17 protein-coding genes are annotated in these 19,337 nt (G+C 63.7%); 8 read left to right on the plus strand and 9 right to left on the minus strand.

The annotated features are described in order from the left end of the window. Position 1: 1 nt before the first annotated feature. From BZG29_RS10250 to BZG29_RS10260, 3 genes are all read right to left on the minus strand, one after another. Positions 2–1,360, minus strand: coding sequence for a diguanylate cyclase (locus tag BZG29_RS10250; protein WP_077401942.1), 1,359 nt, complete (start codon positions 1,358–1,360; stop codon positions 2–4). A gap of 290 nt (positions 1,361–1,650) precedes the next feature. Beyond that, a complete protein-coding gene (locus BZG29_RS10255) occupies positions 1,651–2,844 on the minus strand; it encodes a PLP-dependent aminotransferase family protein (protein WP_077401945.1) in 1,194 nt (397 codons plus the stop codon). A 176-nt stretch (positions 2,845–3,020) separates the two neighbouring features. After that, on the minus strand, positions 3,021–3,935 hold the full coding sequence (locus BZG29_RS10260) for a DMT family transporter (protein ID WP_077401948.1): 915 nt from the start codon (positions 3,933–3,935) through the stop codon (positions 3,021–3,023). Positions 3,936–4,064: 129 nt separating this feature from the next. Between BZG29_RS10260 and BZG29_RS10265 the strand changes: the two genes are divergently transcribed. The 3 genes from BZG29_RS10265 (at position 4,065) to BZG29_RS10275 (ending at position 7,929) form a co-directional block, all read left to right on the plus strand. After that, complete coding sequence (locus tag BZG29_RS10265) at positions 4,065–5,483, plus strand: PLP-dependent aminotransferase family protein (RefSeq protein ID WP_077401951.1); 1,419 nt, start codon at positions 4,065–4,067, stop codon at positions 5,481–5,483. Between the two features lie 89 nt (positions 5,484–5,572). After that, on the plus strand, positions 5,573–7,492 hold the full coding sequence (gene htpG / locus BZG29_RS10270; RefSeq protein WP_077401954.1) for a molecular chaperone HtpG: 1,920 nt from the start codon (positions 5,573–5,575) through the stop codon (positions 7,490–7,492). A gap of 71 nt (positions 7,493–7,563) precedes the next feature. Further along, on the plus strand, positions 7,564–7,929 hold the full coding sequence (locus BZG29_RS10275; protein WP_077401957.1) for a hypothetical protein: 366 nt from the start codon (positions 7,564–7,566) through the stop codon (positions 7,927–7,929). Here the strand turns inward: BZG29_RS10275 and BZG29_RS10280 are convergent. Then, complete coding sequence (locus BZG29_RS10280) at positions 7,906–8,646, minus strand: alpha/beta hydrolase (RefSeq protein ID WP_150130850.1); 741 nt, start codon at positions 8,644–8,646, stop codon at positions 7,906–7,908. The genes BZG29_RS10275 and BZG29_RS10280 overlap by 24 nt on opposite strands. Positions 8,647–8,781: 135 nt before the next feature. On the opposite strand from BZG29_RS10280, the gene BZG29_RS10285 reads away from it, so the two are divergent. After that, positions 8,782–9,819 (plus strand): hypothetical protein, encoded by a 1,038-nt coding sequence (locus tag BZG29_RS10285; RefSeq protein ID WP_077401963.1) that lies wholly within the window; start codon positions 8,782–8,784, stop codon positions 9,817–9,819. Positions 9,820–9,821: 2 nt separating this feature from the next. On the opposite strand, the gene BZG29_RS10290 is transcribed toward BZG29_RS10285, so the two are convergent. The 5 genes from BZG29_RS10290 to kynU form a co-directional block, all read right to left on the minus strand. Continuing rightward, positions 9,822–10,847 (minus strand): hypothetical protein, encoded by a 1,026-nt coding sequence (locus BZG29_RS10290; RefSeq protein ID WP_077401966.1) that lies wholly within the window; start codon positions 10,845–10,847, stop codon positions 9,822–9,824. 2 nt (positions 10,848–10,849) lie between these two features. Then, a complete protein-coding gene (locus BZG29_RS10295; protein ID WP_150130851.1) occupies positions 10,850–12,904 on the minus strand; it encodes a toxin-antitoxin system YwqK family antitoxin in 2,055 nt (684 codons plus the stop codon). Positions 12,905–13,012: 108 nt separating this feature from the next. Further along, positions 13,013–13,558 (minus strand): alpha/beta hydrolase, encoded by a 546-nt coding sequence (locus BZG29_RS10300; RefSeq protein WP_077401972.1) that lies wholly within the window; start codon positions 13,556–13,558, stop codon positions 13,013–13,015. Positions 13,559–13,573: 15 nt separating this feature from the next. Next, positions 13,574–14,443 (minus strand): tryptophan 2,3-dioxygenase, encoded by an 870-nt coding sequence (kynA, locus tag BZG29_RS10305; protein ID WP_077409048.1) that lies wholly within the window; start codon positions 14,441–14,443, stop codon positions 13,574–13,576. Between the two features lie 26 nt (positions 14,444–14,469). Further along, on the minus strand, positions 14,470–15,720 hold the full coding sequence (gene kynU / locus BZG29_RS10310) for a kynureninase (RefSeq protein WP_077401976.1): 1,251 nt from the start codon (positions 15,718–15,720) through the stop codon (positions 14,470–14,472). Between the two features lie 607 nt (positions 15,721–16,327). Between kynU and flhD the strand changes: the two genes are divergently transcribed. From flhD to motA, 4 genes are all read left to right on the plus strand, one after another. Beyond that, positions 16,328–16,645, plus strand: a complete 318-nt coding sequence (gene flhD, locus BZG29_RS10315; RefSeq protein ID WP_034758381.1) for a flagellar transcriptional regulator FlhD — start codon at positions 16,328–16,330, stop codon at positions 16,643–16,645. Between the two features lie 136 nt (positions 16,646–16,781). Next, positions 16,782–17,345, plus strand: coding sequence for a flagellar transcriptional regulator FlhC (flhC, locus tag BZG29_RS10320; protein WP_077401979.1), 564 nt, complete (start codon positions 16,782–16,784; stop codon positions 17,343–17,345). Between the two features lie 109 nt (positions 17,346–17,454). After that, positions 17,455–18,216 carry a class I SAM-dependent methyltransferase gene (locus BZG29_RS10325; protein WP_077401982.1) on the plus strand — a complete coding sequence of 254 codons (762 nt, stop codon included), beginning with the start codon at positions 17,455–17,457 and terminating at the stop codon, positions 18,214–18,216. A gap of 218 nt (positions 18,217–18,434) precedes the next feature. Further along, positions 18,435–19,295, plus strand: a complete 861-nt coding sequence (gene motA, locus BZG29_RS10330; protein WP_077401985.1) for a flagellar motor stator protein MotA — start codon at positions 18,435–18,437, stop codon at positions 19,293–19,295. Positions 19,296–19,337 lie beyond the last annotated feature (42 nt).

Below are 19,337 nucleotides of genomic sequence, written 5' to 3' on the forward strand. Positions count from 1 at the left end.
GCTAGCGCAGGACGAGCGCTTTCACCGTTTCCCAGGCCGCGCTGCCCGACTGCGTGACGCGCACCTGGTTGCGTCCCCCTTCCTTGGCCACGTACAGGGCGCGGTCGGCGGCGACGAACAGCGCTTCGCGGTCGTCCAGCTGGTGCGGCCGGATGGTCGCCACGCCGATGCTGACGGTGATCCACGGCGAGGTGATCGATCGCGGGTGCGGCAGTTGCAGCGCCTCGATGTGCGCGCGGATGGCTTCGGCCAGCTGCAGGGCGCCTTCGGCATCCGTGTCGGCGAACAGCAGGACGAATTCCTCGCCGCCGTAGCGGGCCGCCAGGTCGCCCGGGCGGGCGGCATGCGAGGCGATGGCTTGCGCCACCTGCTGCAGGCAGCTGTCGCCGGCCGGGTGGCCCAGGCTGTCGTTGTACAGCTTGAAGTGGTCGACGTCGAGCACCACCAGCGACAGGGCGCCGCCGCCGCGCACGGCGCGCTGCCATTCCTTTTCCAGGAAGCTGTCGAAATGCCGGCGGTTGGCGATCTGCGTCAGCGGGTCGAGATAGGCGGCGCGCTGCAGCGCGTCTTCCGACTGCTTGTGGTGCGTGATGTCGTGCAGCAGGCCGATATACAGGGGCTGGCGCAGGTACATGGGCGTCAGGGTCAGGTCCATGCTCAGCGCCTCGCCGTTGCGGTGGCGGATCGCCACTTCGCGCGTGCCGTGGTTGTGCGCTTTTTCCGGATTGGCCGCGTGCATGGCGAAATAATCGAGGTATTCCTGCGTCACCAGGGGGCTGAGCAGCTCGCCGATGGAGCGCCCGGCCAGTTCGTTTTCGCGGTAGCCCAGGTACTGGTCGCAGGCCGGATTGGTGTACTGGATGCGGCCGTCGGCTTCGATGATCAGCAAGCCCTCGGCCATGTTGTTGACGATGGTGCGCAGGCGCTCCGCCTGTTCCTGCTGGGTTTCATTGTTGCTGCGGATTTGCAGCTGGGCGCGCACGCGCGCGCGCACTTCGGCCATGCGCAGCGGCTTGCTGATGTAATCGACGGCGCCGCAGTCGAAGCCGGCCACCACGTCTTCCGTTTCCGTCTTGGCACTCATGAAGATGACGGGGATGCCCTGCGTCAGCGGGTGCTGCTTGAGGCGGCGACACGTTTCGATGCCGTCCATGTCCGGCATCAGCACGTCGAGCAGGATCAGGTCGGGGCGGGCGCGCTGAGCGATCGCCAGCGCCCGTTCGCCGGACGTGGCGACATAGGTTTGATAGCCTTGTTCGCTCATCAGCTTGCGCAGCAGCTCAAGGTTGGCCGGCGCATCGTCGACAATCAAAATGGCGGCCTCGCGCCGCTGGGAATGCTCCACACTGCCTGGACTCATTGCTTCCGGCCTTCTCGATGTACTTTGCGATGCCAGCGTTTGCTGCATTTTCGGTGATGCTGACCGGGTTCAAATCTGCGACAGCGGTCAAATCATACCGCCTCGCTAATTTTTTGGGTGAAAAAATCGACGATGCGCGAGGCGGTAAAATATTATTTTTATGCTATTTTTAAAAATAGATACACGCATTTGCTGTCGTGAAGGGGGTTTTTGGGCGAAAAAGACGCGTGCCCCTTGGCGCTGGGGCAGCTGGGACACGCCCCGCGGCAGGCGGGGCGTGGGGAGTGCAATTACATTTTTGCGGCGATCAGTTTGCCCAGGATGGCGATGCCTTCGCGGATGCGTTCCGGCGGCACCGTCACGAACGACAGGCGCAGGGTGTGCGTTTCCGGCGTGTTGGCGTAGAACGGCGCGCCCGGCACGAAGGCGACCTTGTTGGCGATGGCCTCATCGAGCAGTTTCATCGCATCGATGTGCTTCGGCAGGGTGACCCAGATGAACATGCCGCCTTCCGGCTTCGTCCAGGTGACGCCTGCCGGGAAGTGCTCTTCCAGCGCCGACAGCATGGCCTGGCACTGGTTGCCGTACAGGCTGCGGATGCTGGGGATATGCCGGTCCAGGAAGCCATCCTTGATCACTTCATGCACGACCATCTGCGTCAGCTGCGACGTGTGCAGGTCGGCCGCCTGCTTGGCCAGTTCCAGGCGGCGCACCAGCGGCATCGGCGCCACCACGTAGCCGAGGCGGATGCCGGGCGTGAGCACTTTCGAGAACGAACCCATGTAGATCACGCCGTCCGGATTCATGTTGATCATCTTCGGATACGGCTCGCCGCTGTAGCTCAGGGCGCCGTACGGATCGTCCTCGATCAGCGGCAGGCCATGGCGGGCGCAGGTTTCCACCAGTTCCACGCGGCGCGCCACGGACAGGCTGCGGCCAGTCGGGTTCTGGAAGTTCGGCAGCGCATACAGCAGGCGCGCGCCATCGGCGACGGGATTGATCGACGACGGCACCAGGCCTTCGTCATCGGTGTCGACGGAAACGAATTCGGGACGGTAGACGGAAAACGCCTGCAGGGCGCCCAGGTAGCTGGGGGTTTCCACCAATACCTTGCTGCCTTCGTCGATCAGGACCTTGCCCAGCAAGTCCAGCGCCTGCTGCGAGCCGGACGTCATCAGTACCTGTTCCGGCATGATGGTGCTGCCATTGCTGGAAAGCGAGTCGGCGATCCACTGGCGCAGCGGCAGGTAGCCGTCGGTCGGGCCGTATTGCAGGGCAACCTTGCCATTGTTCGACAGGACCTTGTCGAAGGCGGTCTTCATTTCTTCCACGGGGAAGGTGGCGGGCGAGGGCAGGCCGCCGGCAAACGAGATGATCTCGGGACGCTGCGTGATCTTCAGGATTTCGCGGATGAACGAGCTTTGCAGCTGTTCCGCGCGTTCGGCAAAGCGCCATTGGATCGGATTCGGATTTTCAATTTTCATACGAGTCTCACAGAAGATGCCGAGCTGCGCCGGCTGGATTTGTTGGCCCGCTTGTGGCGGTGCGTGCGCAAGCGGCGCCGGATAGGCGTCGCCATGGTGCTGCGGTATTGTACGGCTTGCACGCCGCTCTGCCCATCCGCACGCGCAACGGCGTTGCAAATGGGCGTCAGGGAGCGTTACTTCAGCTTGCGCCCGATCCCCACCACGGCGATCACGGCGCCGGCAAACAGCAGGCTTTCACCTGTCAAGGGTTCGTGCAGCAGCACGGCCGCGCCCACCAGGGTGAGGAAAGGCTGCAGCAACTGCGTCTGTCCCACGCGCGCCACGCCGCCCAGCGCCATGCCCCGGTACCAGAAAAAGAAACCGATAAACATGGAAAACACGGAAATATAGGCAAAGCCCAGCCAGGCGGCGGCGCTGGCCTGCGCCATCAGCGCGCGCTGCGGCCAGGCGTTCCACAGCACCACGGGCAAGACAAATGGCACGGCCAGCAGCAGCGCCCAGGAAATCACGTGCTGGCCCGGCATGGCTTGCGCCAGGCGCCCGCCCTCGGCATAGCCGAGCGCGGCCAGCAGCACGGCGGCAAAGATCAGCCAGTCTGCCAGGTGGAAGCTGCCGCCGCCCTGGCGCAGCGCGAAGGCCACCACCAGCGCCGTGCCGAGCAGGGCCATCAGCCAGAAGCCCAGCGATGGGCGCTCCTTGCCGCGCAGTACGGCAAACACGGCGGTGGTCAGCGGCAGGATGCCCACCAGCACGGCGCCGTGCGAGGCGGGCAGGCTGCGCATGGCGATCGACGTCAGCCAGGGGAAACCCAGCACGCAGCCCAGCGACACAAGCGCCAGCGGCAGCCATTGTTCGCGGCGCGGCATTGGCGCGCGCTGCTGCCATAGCCACAGTCCGGCCAGGGCGGCGGCCACCAGGGCGCGGCCCAGGGCGACGAAGGTGGGGTCGAGTTCGGCCACCGCCAGCCGCGTAAACGGCAGGGTCAGGCTGAAGAGGGCGACGGCGATCAAGCCCAGCAACATGCCGGTGCGGTCGGCGCCGAGGCGCGGTGGATGGTTGGAAGCGATGGTGCTGGTGTGCGAAGACATGGGATTCCTGGGGCTGGCGTGACAAGGTATGGGCATGGATTAATCTGCCCGGTACTGCTATCCTAGGGCGCAATAGCAATACAGTACAAATACACTTTTACGCATAATTTCACATACTGTGATGGTCATATGAGCAATACACTCCCTTTGCTGTCGCGCGTCTCGGGCGAAACCCTGATCGACCAGATCGTGCGCTCGCTGGCGGCGCGCATCGACGACAAGCTGCTGCGCGGCGGTGCGCGCATGCCGTCGATCCGCCAGTGCGCGGCCAGCCTGGAGGTGTCGTGCGCCACGGTGGTGGCCGCCTACGACAAGCTGGTGGCGCGCGGCTACCTGGAATCGCGGCGCGGCGCCGGTTTTTTCGTGCGCGAGCGTTCGCCGCTGAACACGCCGGCGCCGCCCGCTGGGGCGCAGGACGCGGCGGCACAGCCGATGGACGTCGTTTGGCTGATCCGTAACATGTTCCGCCAGACGCCGGCCATCCCCGCGCCCGGCACCGGCATGCTGCCCGCCGAGTGGCTCGATGGCGACCTGGTGGCGCGCGCCCTGCGCGACGTCAGCCGCCAGCCTGGCAGTCTGCTGCTCGGTTACGGATCGCCGCAGGGCTTTTTGCCGCTGCGACAGCAGTTGCAGCTGAAGCTGGCGGGGCTGGAAATCGCCTGTGCGCCCGAGCAGATCGTCACCACGGTGGGCGTGATGCAGGCGCTGGACCTGGTGGCGCGCGAGTTTGCCCGTCCCGGCGACACCATTTTCGTCGACGATCCTGCGTATTGGCTGATGTTCGGCGCTTTTGCCGCGATGGGCATGAACGTCATCGGCATCCCGCGCTTGAAAGACGGTCCCGATATCGCCGTGCTGGCCGAGCTGGCGGCTCTGCACCGTCCCAAGCTGTACGTGATCAACTCGGTGCTGCACAACCCCAGTTCCACGTCGCTGTCGGCGGCCAAGGCCTTCCAGGTGCTGCGCCTGGCCGAACAGCACGATTTTCTCGTCGTCGAAGACGATATCTATTGCGACATGCACCCGGGCGGCGACGTGCAAGCGGCCACGCGCCTGGCCGCGCTGGACCAGCTGCGCCGCGTGATCTACCTGGGCGGCTTTTCCAAGAGCCTGTCGGCCAACCTGCGCGTGGGCTTCATCGCTACCTCGCCTGAGTGGGCGCAGCGCCTGGCCGACCGCAAGATGCTGGCCACGCTCACCACCAGCGACATCGGCGAGCGCGTGGTGTATAAAATCCTCTCGCAAGGCCTGTACCGCAAGCATGCGGAGCGCCTGCGCGCGCGGCTCGACAAGGTGCGCGAGGGCACGTATCGCCGCGCCGAGCGGGCCGGCCTGCGCTTCGATCCCGCGCCGGCCGGCATGTTCATCTGGGCCGATGCGGGCTGCGACACGAATGTGCTGGCCGAGAAGGCGCTGGCCGACGGCCTGGTGCTGGGGCCGGGCAGCCTGTTTTCGCCGCGCCAGCTGCCGTCGACCCGCATGCGCCTCAACCTGGCCACCGTGCAGGACGAGCGGGTATGGGACTTTTTCGACCGCGCGCTGGGATAAGGCACGGCGTGAAACGGGAGCCCTTGAAATCGCTTATATAATCCCCAACTTCATCAAATCCGTCCCATCCACAAGACTATGAGGTAAAAATGGCTGTCTCCGAAAAGCAAACCCTGGGTTTTCAGACCGAAGTGAAGCAAATGCTGCACCTGATGATCCATTCCCTGTACTCGAACAAGGAAATCTTCCTGCGCGAACTGATCTCGAACGCGTCCGACGCGGCCGACAAATTGCGCTTCGAAGCGATCGATAACGACGCCCTGTACGGCAACGATCACGAATTGAAGATCAAGGTCAGCTTCGACAAGGATGCGCGCACCATCACCATTTCCGACAACGGCATCGGCATGACCCGCGACGAGGCGATCTCGCACCTGGGCACCATCGCCAAGTCGGGCACCAAGGAATTCTTCGGCAAGCTGTCGGGCGACCAGCAGCAGGACGCGGCCCTGATCGGCCAGTTCGGCGTGGGCTTCTATTCCGGCTTCATCGTCGCCGACAAGATCACCGTTGAAACGCGCCGCGCCGGCGTGGACGCCTCGGAAGGCGTGCGCTGGGAATCGGCCGGCGAAGGCGATTACAGCATCGAATCGATCGACAAGCCGTCGCGCGGCACCGACATCATCCTGCACCTGCGCGAAGGCGAGGACGAATTGCTGTCGAGCTGGAAGATCAAGTCCATCATCCGCAAATATTCGGACCATATCTCGCTGCCGATCGTGATGCAGAAGGAAGAGTGGGACGACGAGAAAAAAGAAACCGTCCTGAAGGACGAATTCGAAACCGTCAACCAGGCCAGCGCCCTGTGGGCCCGCAACAAGGCCGACATCACGCCGGAACAGTACGACGAATTCTACAAGCACGTGTCGCACGACTTCCAGTCGCCGCTGACGCACACGCACAACCGCGTGGAAGGCCGCAGCGAATACACGCAGCTGCTGTACATCCCGGCCAAGGCGCCGTTCGACATGTGGGACCGCAACAAGCGCGGCGGCATCAAGCTGTACGTCAAGCGCGTCTTCATCATGGACGATGCCGAGCAGCTGATGCCGACCTATTTGCGCTTCGTGCGCGGGGTGATCGACTCGGCCGACCTGCCGCTGAACGTGTCGCGCGAAATCCTGCAGGAATCGCGTGATGTGAAAGTGATCCGCGAAGGCTCGACCAAGCGCGTGCTGGGCATGCTGGAAGAACTGGCGAACGCGGACGAGCAGGACAAGAAGGACAAGTACGCCGTCTTCTGGAAGGAATTCGGCCAGGTGCTGAAGGAAGGCATCGGCGAGGACGCGGCCAACAAGGAGCGCCTGGCCAAGCTGCTGCGCTTTGCATCGACGGCCAACGACAGCGACGAGCAAATCACCTCGTTCGCCGACTACGTGGCGCGCATGAAGGAAGGCCAGGACAAGATCTATTACGTCACGGCCGACAACTACGCCGCCGCCAAGAACAGCCCGCACCTGGAAATCTTCCGCAAGAAGGGCGTCGAAGTGCTGCTGCTGACGGACCGTGTCGATGAATGGATGCTGTCGTTTATCCAGGACTTCGAAGGCAAGGAACTGGTCTCCGTCGCCAAGGGCGGTCTGGACCTGGGCGCGCTGGAAGATGAAGCGGAAAAGAAAGAGCACGAAGAAACGGAAACTTCGTATGCCGACCTGGTGGGCAAGATGAAGGCCGTGCTGGCCGACAAGGCCAAGGACGTGCGCGTCACGTTCCGCCTGACCGATTCGCCAGCCTGCCTGGTGGCCGATGAAAACGAATTGTCGGGCAACCTGCTGCGCATGCTCAAAGCTGCTGGCCAGAGCGCGCCGGAATCGAAGCCGATTTTGGAAATCAACCCGAACCACCCGCTGGTGACGCGTCTGAAATACGAGGATGCGGAAGGCGGCAAGTTCGGCGACTGGGCCAACATCCTGTTCGACCAGGCCATGCTGGCCGAAGGCGGTTCGCTGGCCGATCCGGCCAGTTTTGTGAAACGCCTCAACGAATTGCTGCTTAACTCGGCCAAGTAATTTTTCTGTCGTAGATATCGCCAAGCCGGCTCTTTCATCTGAAAGGGCCGGTTTTTTCTTTTGGGGGCAGGATGAAGCACCGTTTGATGGCCGGCCTGGGCGCGCATGCGCTGGGCTGCCTGCTGTTTATCGCATTGAGCTGGCTGGGGTTTTATTTGTACACGCAGCTGTTCGGCAGCCTCGGCTCGCGCGGCGTGGCGGGCGGCCTGGCCCTGCTGCTCGTGTTTTACGTGTATGCGGGCACGAATCTGCTGCTGGCGCTGCTGCCGCCCGGCAGGGTGAAACCGCTGCTGTGCGGTTTGCTGGGCGTGGCGGTGCTCGCATACCTGCTGCCGCACCACCCGCTGCGGGCCATCTACTTCAGCGTGCTGTCGGGCGGCTTGAGCTGGCTGGCCGTGCTGGCCAGCGCACGTTTAGTTGAGCGCCTGCGCGGCTGACAGGCTTGTAATAAATGCGGCGACGGCGTCGGCGGCCGCTTCCGGTACCGCCTGCAGCAGCATGTGCGGCGCGGCGATGTCGGCCAGTTGCGCGCCGGGTGCCAGGCGCAGTATCTGCACGGCGTTCGCCGGCGGCACCAGGCGGTCGTGGCGGGCGCGCAGATACAGCACGGGCAGGCTGCCGCGCGCGAAGCTGCGCGAGGCGTCCTTTTCGCGTATTTCCAGTACCGCGCGCAGGCGCTGGCGCAGCACGCTGGGAGGCACTTGCGCCAGCGCCGCTGCCAGTTCCGCCTGCAGTTGCGGCGTGGCGCAGGGCGCCAGCAGCGCCTGGCGCAGGGCGAAGCCGGGCATGGCGCCGAAGGGCACAAGGCCGAGCAGGTGGCGCAGCGGCGCCAGCATCGGGCGCGGATTGCGCACGAACGAACAGCACAGGATCAGGGCGCGCATGCCGGGCGGCGGATCGGCGCGCAGGGCGGCGCCCAGCGGACCGGAAAACGATTCGGCCAGCACGACGAAGGGACGGTCCTGCGGCAGGCGCTCGCGCACGAACGCTTCGAGTGCCGCGTAGTCCAGCGGTGCGGCGGGATAAGCGATGGCCTGGGTGGCGATGGCGCTCTGCACAAGCAAGGCGGCGTCGAAACGGTGGAAGAGCCGGGCCGTGCCATCCATGCCGGGCAGGAGGACAAGCAGTGGCGAGGCGGGGTGAGAGATCGTCATTGCGGCCATCATACCAGCCAGCCGATGCGCGCGCCGTCCGCCTGCCGCACCGCATGGAGGCTGGCGCCATGCTAGAATCTCCGGCGACGCCATGCGTGGCCGCAATCGCGGCCAAATCCCCCGACAGACAGAATCATGCATATCATTTTTTCGAATTACCGTACCCTGGGCGGCGCCTTGCTGGCAGCGGCCTGCGTTCTTTCTCAGCCTGCCTGCGCCACGGCGGCACCCTCGGCGCCGGCCGGGAAAAGCCTGGCTTCGCTGTTGGTCGGCGGCCCCTTGCCGCGCCTGAGCGAAGACCCGCAAGTGCGCGCCGCGCTGTTCGATTTCTTCGGTTACGCGCGCGGCAGTTACACGGAAGACGATGAATTGCTGCTGGCGCAGGCGCTCGAAGCGATCAGCGAAAAGCGCGACGCCACGCGCGCCGTGCTGGCCGACGGCCGCCAGTTGCTGGCGTCGATGAATGACCGCAAGCAGGGCCGCGAACGGGGCGCCATGCTGCTCGACAAGCGCGGCGCCATCATCGCTTTTGGCCTCGTCAACGGGCATTGCCACCTGGAGGGCCAGCCGCTGGCGAAAGTCTGCAATCCCGATCCGAACGCGGTGCTGACGGTGTTCCACCGCAAGGGCATGCTGGTTGGCGAAGCGGCGCCCTTGCTGGCCTGGGCCCGGCAATTGCCGCCCATGCTGGCGCTTATCGCGGGCGACAAGGAAGCGGGCGCCGATGGGCAAAAGATCGCCAGCGTCGAATACGTGCTGGCGCAGCCGGCCCTGCCGGGCTGGAACCGCGCCCAGCTGCCGCCCGCCTACCCGCCGGCGCTGCTGCCGCTGCTGCTCGATAAATCGACGGTGCTGACGTCGGCCGGCGCCGGCGTGTTTGCCTATCCGCTCACGCTCAAGGGCAAGAAACAGACCAATGTGCTGGACCATGCCGAAGGCCGCCCGCCGCGCGACCTGGAAGTGGCGTTGCGCAGCTATGCCAGTTTCGACGCGGTGGTGGAACGCTACCGCCAGCTGGCCAAGGGCGCCAGGCTGCAGCGCAACGAGCGCACGGCCTACCTCGATGGCGACATGGGGCAGGGCAGCTACCGCGTCTACATCCGCAACACGGGTGCCGATGGCGTGATGATCGACGTGGCCTTGTGGCAGCGCAAGCTGGCGGCCGGCCGCTGATTTCAGCCAGGGCGCGCCGGTTCGTAGCCCAGTTGCACCAGCTGCGCCGCGATGGCGTCGTCGCGTGTTTTTTTGCCCGTGCGCAGGCGCGCATGCGTCAGGGACGCGGGCAAGCCATGCGCCAGCAAGGCGTCGATGTCGAGCATGGTCTCGGATGCCGACAACTGGCGCAGGGCGGGCAAGGCGGCGAGGCCGGGCAGGCTGTCGAGCGACTTGCAGGTGTGCAGATTCAGGCGTTCGAGCACGGGATTGGGCCCCAGCGCGATCTGCCGCAGCTTGATCTGGTCTTCCACCCATAGCGCCTGCAGCAGCGGGAAACGGCCGATGTCGCCCAGCGTTTCCAGGCCGCGCACGCGTATCACTTCCAGTTTCCTCAATAGCGGCGCCTCGATGTGTGCAAGCGATTCGCGGCCGCCCAGCTGCAACAGCAGCCTGTCCAGGCGGCTCATCTCCGAGATGAAATCGAGCGCCACCTTGTTCTTGATGCGGTACAGCGACAGCTCGTGCAGCGCCGGCAGGCTGGCCAGGGTCTCGATATGCTGGTGGTGGCCTTCGATGGCCAGGCAGGCCAGGTGCGCATACTGGCGCAGGGGCGCCAGGTCGATATTGTTCCTGGCCGACTCGCCCAGGTTCAGGTATTCGAGGGCGCGCAAATTGTCCAGTTGCAGGATGTCGCCTTGCGCCAGCTCATACACGCCCAGGCTCAGGCGCTTCAGGTGGCGCAGCTCGCCCAGTGTTTCCAGATACAGGGCGTTGCGGTGGCAGTCGATGGACAGGCTGGCCACATGCGGCAGCGCGCGCAGGATGCGGGTATCGAACACCCTCGGGTCGTAACCGTAGATGCGGATGGTCAGCGCCGTGCCGCAGGTGGCGGCCAGGGCGTCGAGGTCGGCCAGCAGCGGCTCCGGCTCGGCCAGGGTATTGAACTGCACCAGCACCTGCTGGCCGCCCGCGATGGCGGCGCGGATCGCCGCGGCGTCGATGCGTTCGGGGTTCTGGATGCGCAGCGGCTGTCTTGTTTGCGTCATGGTCACAGTCCTATCGGGTAGTCGACTTTCCTGGGGGGCGGGCAGCCCTCCGGGCCGGGAAACGTCTGCTTGCCCGTGTCATCGTAGCGCTTGCCGCATTCGACGAGCACGCGCTTGCGGAAGGTGTAGATGCTGGCTACCTTGCCGTTCGGGTGGTAGCAGATATTGTCGCCATCGCGGTCGGCCGACGCATAGCTGATCATGGTCTGGCCATTCACCGTGCGCGTGCTGTGGCCGCTGCGCGGCTCCGTGCATTTGAGCTGGCCGCTTTCGTAATACGCGTTGACGACGGAGGTGTCGGCGGCGCGGTCGACCAGCAGTTCGTCCTTGCGCTTGCCGTTCGGGTAGTTCGAATAGCCTTCCTGGCGCTGGCCATACTGGAAGGCATAGTAATACTGCGGCTTGCCGTCCGGGTAGTACATGTGGTGGTACTCGCACACGTCGTCGCGCGTGCTGCCGTACTCCTTGAAGGTGCAGCGGTGGATGTCGTTGAGCAGCTGGCCGTCTTCATAGTATTCGCGCAGGTGCGTGAGCAGGCGGCCCTGGTCAATGACGGCCAGGCGCTCCGGCTTGCCGTTCGGGTAGTAGCGCGCATCGAGGCCCTGCTTCCTGCCGTTGTCCCACAGGGTATCGAGGCGCAGGATCTTACCGCTGTCGTCGAACGCCTGTTCGCGCCCATCGAGCTGGCCGTTGCGGTAGGTGGCCGTGTAGACCACGTATTCCTTTCCCATCGGGCCCAGATAGCGCGTGCGGCTGCCGTCGAGCACGCCGGCCTGGTAGTGGTCGCGCACGCGCAGCGCGCCTTGCGCATTCGTGTCGAGGGCCTCGCCCTGTTTTTTGCCTTGCACAAAAGTGACGCTTTGCGTGACCTTGTCCTTGAGCCTGAGTTTCCATGGCCCGTCGCGCAAGCCGTCGATGAAGCTGCCGTCGCCGTCTTCCGTGATCCACGCGCCATGGCGCGCGCCGTTGACGTAGTTGCCGCGCGTTTGCAGCTTGCCGCCCATGCTGCGCTCGTGCGGGCCATTGAGCTGGCCGCCCGTGTAGGTGTCGAAGCCCGTCACTTCCTCTGCATCGGCATAGTTGACGACCGTCCAGCGGCCTTCGCGCTTGCCGGCCCGGTACATGCCGCTCTCGCTCTGCCTTGGATAATCGAAGCGCCACAGGCCTTCCTGCAGGCCGTTGACGAAATGTCCCTTTTCGCGGCCTTCGTGCATGCCTTCGCGCACCCACAGTCCCTGGCGCTTGCCCTTCACGTACTGCCCCCGTTCGACCACCGAGCCATCGTCCCAGGCCAGGCTGTAAATGACGGACGGGCCGTCTGCGCTGCCCGTGAACTGCCGCGGCGCCGTTTCCCATGTCACTTGCCACAGGCGGTAGTTGGGCAGGATGCCCGCGCCCGCGTCGCTGTACAGGGTGTAGCTGGCCGTCAGGTAGTGGTCGCCTTTTTTCAGGAAGGTTTTCTTGTAGGTGATGGCGTCCTTGCCGCCAGCGGCCACGGGCTTGCCGTCATCGCTGTAGTAGCCGACGATGGTGCCTTGCGTATGGTCGATGGCGTCGAAGTCCGCATTGCCGCTCTTGCCCCGGGCGACGCTGTAGTCCATGGGCGCCAGCTTGGCCAGCGAGGCCTTGACCTGTCCCGCGTTGGGACTTGCGCTTTGCGCCGCAATGCGGTTCAGAGCCGGCTGCAAGCCATCGAGGCGCCGGTACTTGCCGGAACTGCGGTGGTAGCGGTAGGCGCGCAAGCCGTCCTTGTCGCCCTGGCGGAACAGCACCAGCATGGTTTGCACGCTGTCGTCCGTTTCCTTGTCCAGCGAGGCGTAGAAGACGGAACGGATGACGGCATTGCCGAACTGGTCGAGCAAAATGGGTTTCGCGCTGCCGCTCTTGGACTCGCAGTAATAGCCGTTGACGCCGTCCTTTTCCTTGAGGAAGGCGATATCGAAGCCGCTGTCCTGCGATGCGCTGATGGCGGGATGGGCGAGGCTCTTGCCTTCGTAGAAGGGCGCGCCATGGGCCAGCGTGGAGCAGAGGAGCAAGGGCAGAAGCAGACGTTTCATCGTGTGGCTGGCGCCGGGGCGCCGCAATGGAAAGGCCACGATTCTGCCTGCGTTCTTACTTGTGGGCAAATGCGCGCACGTCTATCGTGTGCGCGTGCGCACCCTTGTTCAGGGCTGGTGTGCGGCGCAGAACTCCAGCAGCAGCTGCTCGCCGTCCGGCCACGGGCCGTAGCCGGCGTCGCCGTTGATATGGCCGGCGTCGCCGATCAGGGTGAAATCGCTGCCCCAGGCGGCGGCAAACGCGCGTGCGCGCGCGAAGCTGACGTAGGGATCATCGCCGCTGGCCACCACCAGGCTGGGGAACGGCAAGGCTTGCAGCGGCATCGGCGCAAAGCCGGTGGTGCCGGACGGGTAGGAGGGCGCTTCCACATCGCTGGGGGCGACGAGGAAGGCGCCGGCGATCCTGTGCGGCGAGCCGCTGGCCGCCCAATGGGCCACCAGCGTGCAGGCCAGGCTGTGCGCCGCCAGCACGGGCGGGCGCTCGCAGGCGGCGATGGCGCGGTCGAGCTCCGCCACCCATTCGTCCTTGTCCGGCGTCTGCCATTCCCGATGCGGCACGCGCGACCATTGCGGGTGGCGCGCTTCCCAATGGGTTTGCCAATGCTGCGGCCCCGAATTCCACAGGCCGGCCAGGGTCAGTACGAGAGGCGACATCGATGCTCCTTGAGGTTATAACTCCGTGCGCAGGGCAAATAATTCAGGGAACAATACCACGTCGAGCATCTTGCGCAAATAGCTCACGCCAGCCGTGCCGCCCGTGCCCGTCTTGAAGCCGATGATGCGCTCCACCGTGGTCACATGGCGGAAGCGCCAGAAGCGGAAGGCCGTTTCCAGGTCGACCAGCTTTTCGGCCAGCTCGTACAGGGCCCAGTGTTTCGAGGGGTCGCGGTAGACTTCCAGCCAGGCCGCCTTGACCGAGGCGTCGGCGGCGGTCGGCAGGGTCCAGTCGGCGTTCAATCGTTCTGCGGAGATGGGCAGGCCGCTGCGCGCCAGCAGCTTGATGGCTTCGTCGTAGACGGAGGGCGCGCGCAGGGCGGCGTCGAGCACCGCATAGGTTTCCGGCGCCGTCGTGTGCACGTTGAGCAGGGCGGCGTTCTTGTTCCCCAAAATGAATTCGATTTCGCGGTACTGGAAGGACTGGAAGCCGGACGAGGCGCCCAGATAGGGGCGGATGGCCGTGTATTCGGGCGGCGTCATGGTGGCCAGCACGTCCCAGGCATGCACCAATTGATCCATGATGCGCGCCACGCGGGCCAGCATCTTGAAGGCGGGTGCCAGGTCGCCGCTTTGCAGGTTGGCGCGCACGGCGTGCATTTCGTGCAGCATCAGCTTCATCCACAATTCGCTCGTCTGGTGCTGCACGATGAACAGCATTTCGTTGTGGTTCGGCGACAGCGGATGCTGGGCTGTGAGAATGCGGTCCAGCGCCAGGTAATTGCCGTAGCTCATGGATTCGCTGAAATCCATCTGCGCGCCATGCCACTGCGCGTCCTGGGCGCCGGCATGCATGGGGCAGCCGCTGGTGTTTTCCTTGTTCATAGTCTTGTCGTCGCTCATTGGATGGTTCAGGTGACCGCATCGCGCTTGGCGGCGATGTCGTAGGATTGGGTGTCGAGGATGTCGCGCAGGATGTCCACGGCATCCCACACGTCGGCAAAGCTCGTGTACAGGGGCGTGAAGCCGAAGCGCATGATGGCCGGTTCGCGGTAGTCGCCGATCACGCCGCGCGCGATCAGCGCCTGCATCACGGCATAGCCGTGCGGGTGCGTGAAGCTGACCTGGCTGCCGCGCCGCGCATGCTCGCGCGGCGTGACGAGGCCCAGCGGATGGCTGGCGCAGCGCTGCTCCACCAGCGCGATGAACAAATCGGTCAGGGCCAGCGACTTGCGGCGGATGGCTTCCATGCTCGTTTGCGCAAAGATATCGAGGCCGCATTCGACCAGGGCCAGCGAGAGAATCGGCTGCGTGCCGCACAGGGCGCGCGCGATGCCGTCGGCGGGCGCGAAGCCGGGCTCCATGGCGAACGGCGTGGCGTGGCCCCACCAGCCGGACAAGGGCTGGCGGAAGCGCGCCTGGTGTTTTTCCGGCACCCAGATGAAGGCGGGCGAGCCGGGGCCGCCGTTCAGGTATTTATAGGTGCAGCCGACGGCCAGGTCGGCGCCGGCGCCGTTCAGGTCCAGCGGCACTGCGCCGGCCGAATGGGCCAGGTCCCACAGCGCCAGCGCGCCGTGCGCGTGGCAATGGCTGCTGATGGCGGCCATGTCGTGCTGGTAGCCGGTGCGGTAGTTGACATGCGTGAGCATGGCGACGGCGCAATCGGCGTCGATGGCTTGCACCAGTTCTTCGGGGCTGTCGACCAGGCGCAGCTGGTAGCCGCGGTCGAGCCAGGCGGCCAGGCCCTGTGCCATGTACAGGTCGGTGGGGAAGTTGCTGCGTTCGCTGACGATGATCCTGCGCGCGGCCTGCGCGGGATCGCTGGCCTGCATCTGCAGGGCGGCGGCCAGGGCCTTGAACAGGTTGACGGATGTGGTGTCGGTGATCACCACTTCGCCCGTGCCGGCGCCCAGCAACGGGGCCAGGCGGTCGCCCAGGCGCTTGGGCAGGTCGAACCAGCCAGCCGTATTCCAGCTGCGGATCAGATCCGTGCCCCATTCGGCCGTGATGACGTGCTGGGCGCGGGTCAGGGCCGCTTTCGGCCGCGCGCCCAGGGAATTGCCGTCGAGGTAAATCACGCCTTGCGGCAAGTCGAATTGCTGGCGCAGGGGTGCCAGCGGGTCATCGAGGTCGCGCGCGCTGCAGTCATGTCGAGAAATCATGGTGGCTTTCATATTGATACTTGTCTGGATGGCATGATATTGCTTGAGGCTTAAAGTATCACGCGGAAGTGGCAGTGTAGCAAATCCCCGCCGCAAAACGCGTTTCCTGACATGGACCGGCGGCGAAAAAATGCCTGCTTGCGGGGCGTCAACGAAAAAAATCACGTTTTTTTTAAAATATTTTCAAATCACCCTAAAGTTTTGCCTGACGCCGCCGTCAACGATTACATGAACGGCGTCAAACCGACGGAAAAAGAATGCGGCTTTTTTAAATATTTTTCAAAAAAGCCCTAAAGTTCCTGCCAAGGCAGCCGTTATCTAGGTAGATAGGCTTGATTCTTATCAAGTTGTTGTAAAAAAGTGATATTTTTTACAGGCCAAAAGTCGGACAAATCCGGCACAGAGCCAACCTCCCACATCCGCGCCGTTGCTGGCGTGCGACCATGATCGAGCAGTGTTTGTCAGACAAACACCTACGATCCCCTCCGCTATTTCCCGACCAAAAATACAGCGCTACGCCTCTGTTGCGTTTAATGTTGCTCCTGCAGAATGTATCTCACTGGCAACACACAACGCCAGCTGAATTCAACGGATTGAGGAGATGGAAATGACTGCTAACGACATGATGGCTGAGATTCGCGACGCTAACCTGAGCTACCTGATGCTGGCCCAGCAAATGATTCGTGCGGACAAGGTAACGGCCATCTTCCGTTTGGGCATTGCCGCCGAAATCGCCGAACTGATCGAGGGCATGAGCAATGCGCAGATCCTGAAACTGGCTGGCGGCAACATGATGCTGGCCCGCTTCCGCTTCGACGACAGCGCCATCCTGGGCATGTTGACGAACTACAATAAGGACCGCTCGCTGGCCCAGTCGCATGCGGCCATCCTCATGGCCGGCCAGGGCGTCGAAGAAATCGCCTAAGGTTCCCATCAAAACGCCCATGGCGGCGTTGCATTGCCTCGCCGTACATTCGTACTGTCTTCGGCAACGCGCCTTGCCCTGAACATTTTTCTGGCAACCTTATTAGTCAGTATCAGTCAGTAGTGGAGTGCACAGCATGGCCAAGAAAAGTGTCGTATCGGAAGCGCAGGAAATCCAGCTGGCCATCGAATTGATACAGCTGGGCGCCCGTTTGCAACTGCTGGAGACCGAAGTCTCGCTGTCGCGCGAACGCCTGCTGAATCTGTACAAGGAATTGAAGGGCGTCTCGCCGCCCAAGGGCATGCTGCCGTTTTCCACCGACTGGTTCATCACCTGGCAACCGAATATCCATTCCTCGCTGTTCATCAATATCCACAAATTCCTCGTCGACCACGCCGGCGCCACCGGCATCGAAGCCGTGATGAAGGCCTATAAGCTGTATCTGGAGCAAATGCCGCCCGAAGCGGGTGAGGAGCCCCTGCTGTCGCTGACGCGGGCCTGGACCCTGGTGCGCTTCTTCAGCAGCAAGATGCTGGACATGGCGCCCTGCGGCAAGTGCGGCGGCAAATTTGTCGTCAACTGCCTCGACCTGAACGCCGATTATGTGTGCGGCCTGTGCCACATGCCTTCGCGCGCCGGCAAGACCAAGAAGGCGCGCGATGAAGCGGCCGCTGTCGCGCCGCCGAGTGTCACCGCCTGAGATTGCCTCAATAATAGCCTCAGTGAAAACCGGAGCGGTCGCCAGACCGGACTCCGGTTTTTTCATGGCGCTTTCGCTTACACTGGCGTTTTCCTCCTTTGACTGCCCCATGCTGCAACAAATCCTGCGCGCGCCCGCGCTCAAGGCCATCCTGATCCAGGTGCTGGCCTTTCCCTTGATGTTGCTCTTTGTGTATTCCCTGGCGCGTGCCGGCGTGACCATGTCGTTGCCGGCCGTTGTGTTGGTGCAGGGCGTGCTGGCGGCGCTCATCACGTGGCGCGCGGGACTGGCGCGCTGGTGGTGCGCCATCGGCCTGCTGTTTGCGCCCGCCTTGCTGGCGGCCAGCTTGCTCGATTTGCCGCCGGCCGTGTTCCTGGCGGCCTTCGTCTTCCTGCTGAGTTTGTACTGGTCGACGTTTCGCACGCAAGTGCCGTTTTATCCGTCGGGGCCGAAGGTGTGGCAGGCGGTGGCCGGGCTGATCGCAGACCGTCCCGGCGTGCGCCTGGTCGATATCGGCAGCGGCCTGGGCGGCCTGGTGCTGGACCTGGCACGGCGCCGGCCCGACGGGCAGTTTTCCGGCATTGAGCTGGCGCCGCTGCCGTGGCTGGCAAGCCGCTTGCGCGCACGGCTGGCGGGCAGCCGCGCGCGTTTCCTGCGCGGCGACTACGAGGCGCTCGATTTCGGCCGCTACGATGCCGTCTTTGCCTACCTGTCGCCAGCGGCGATGGCGGCCCTGTGGCGCAAGGCGGAAAGGGAAATGTTGCCCGGTAGCATGCTTCTTAGTTACGAATTCCAGATTGCGGCACGCGAGCCCGATAAGACCATCGCCGCCACAGAGGGTGGCCCTTTACTTTACATATGGTGCTTTTAAGCAATTGTCTGCGTTATTTGCTTGCCCGTAGGGCAATCTCACGTTATTGTAGTTCCACACGGCATTTTCTCGGAATTGCATTGAAAAGCAGCGCATTTCAATTAACTTCCGGTTGCTTTTTTGCCGCTGTCTTTGCCGGCGGCGCAGCCGCCAGAAGACAGGAACAGGTTTGAACATGCCGGGCATACAGCCCCGGCCATTATTGGGAGTCAGGGCACTTGTTAGTCATAATCGGATACATCATCGTCTGCGCCTCGGTCTTTGGCGGCTTCGCGTTGGCCGGCGGCCATCTGGCGGCGCTGTTCCAGCCGCTGGAACTGCTGATGATCGGCGGCGCCGCCCTGGGCGCCTTCCTTGTTGGTAACAATAACAAGGCCATCAAGGCGACGATCGCCGCCTTGCCCAGCCTGTTCAAGGGGTCGCGCTATACCAAAGAGCTGTACATGGAACTGATGTCGCTGCTGTTCGAAGTGCTCAGCAAAGTGCGCAAGGAAGGCTTGATGTCGATCGAAGGCGATATCGACAAGCCCGAGGAAAGCCCGCTGTTTTCCAAGTATCCGGCCGTGCTGGCCGACCACCACATCGTTGAATTCATGACCGATTACCTGCGCCTGATGGTGTCGGGCAATATGGATGCGTTCCAGATCGAAAACCTGATGGACAACGAAATCGAAACGCACCATCACGAAGGCGCCGTGCCGGCCCACGTGATCGCCAAGGTGGGCGATGGCTTGCCCGCGTTCGGTATCGTCGCCGCCGTGATGGGCGTGGTGCATACGATGGAATCGGTGGGTATCCCGCCAGCCGAGCTGGGCATGCTGATCGCGCACGCGCTGGTCGGCACCTTCCTCGGCATCTTGCTGGCGTATGGTTTCGTCGGACCGCTGGCCAGCCTGCTGGAACAGAAGCTGGAAGAGTCGAGCAAGATGTTCCAGTGCGTAAAAGTGACCCTGCTGGCCAGCCTGAACGGCTATGCGCCGGCGCTGGCCGTGGAGTTCGGCCGCAAGGTGCTGTTCTCGACCGAGCGCCCGACGTTCAATGAGCTGGAAGACCACATCAAGAAATCGAAAACGAAGTAAGCAGTGAATATACGCCTGGACACCATGAGTCATTTGCAGCAC

This window comes from Janthinobacterium sp. LM6 (genome assembly GCF_002002885.1).
In the GTDB taxonomy this organism is placed as follows: Bacteria; Pseudomonadota; Gammaproteobacteria; order Burkholderiales; family Burkholderiaceae_D; genus Janthinobacterium; species Janthinobacterium kumbetense.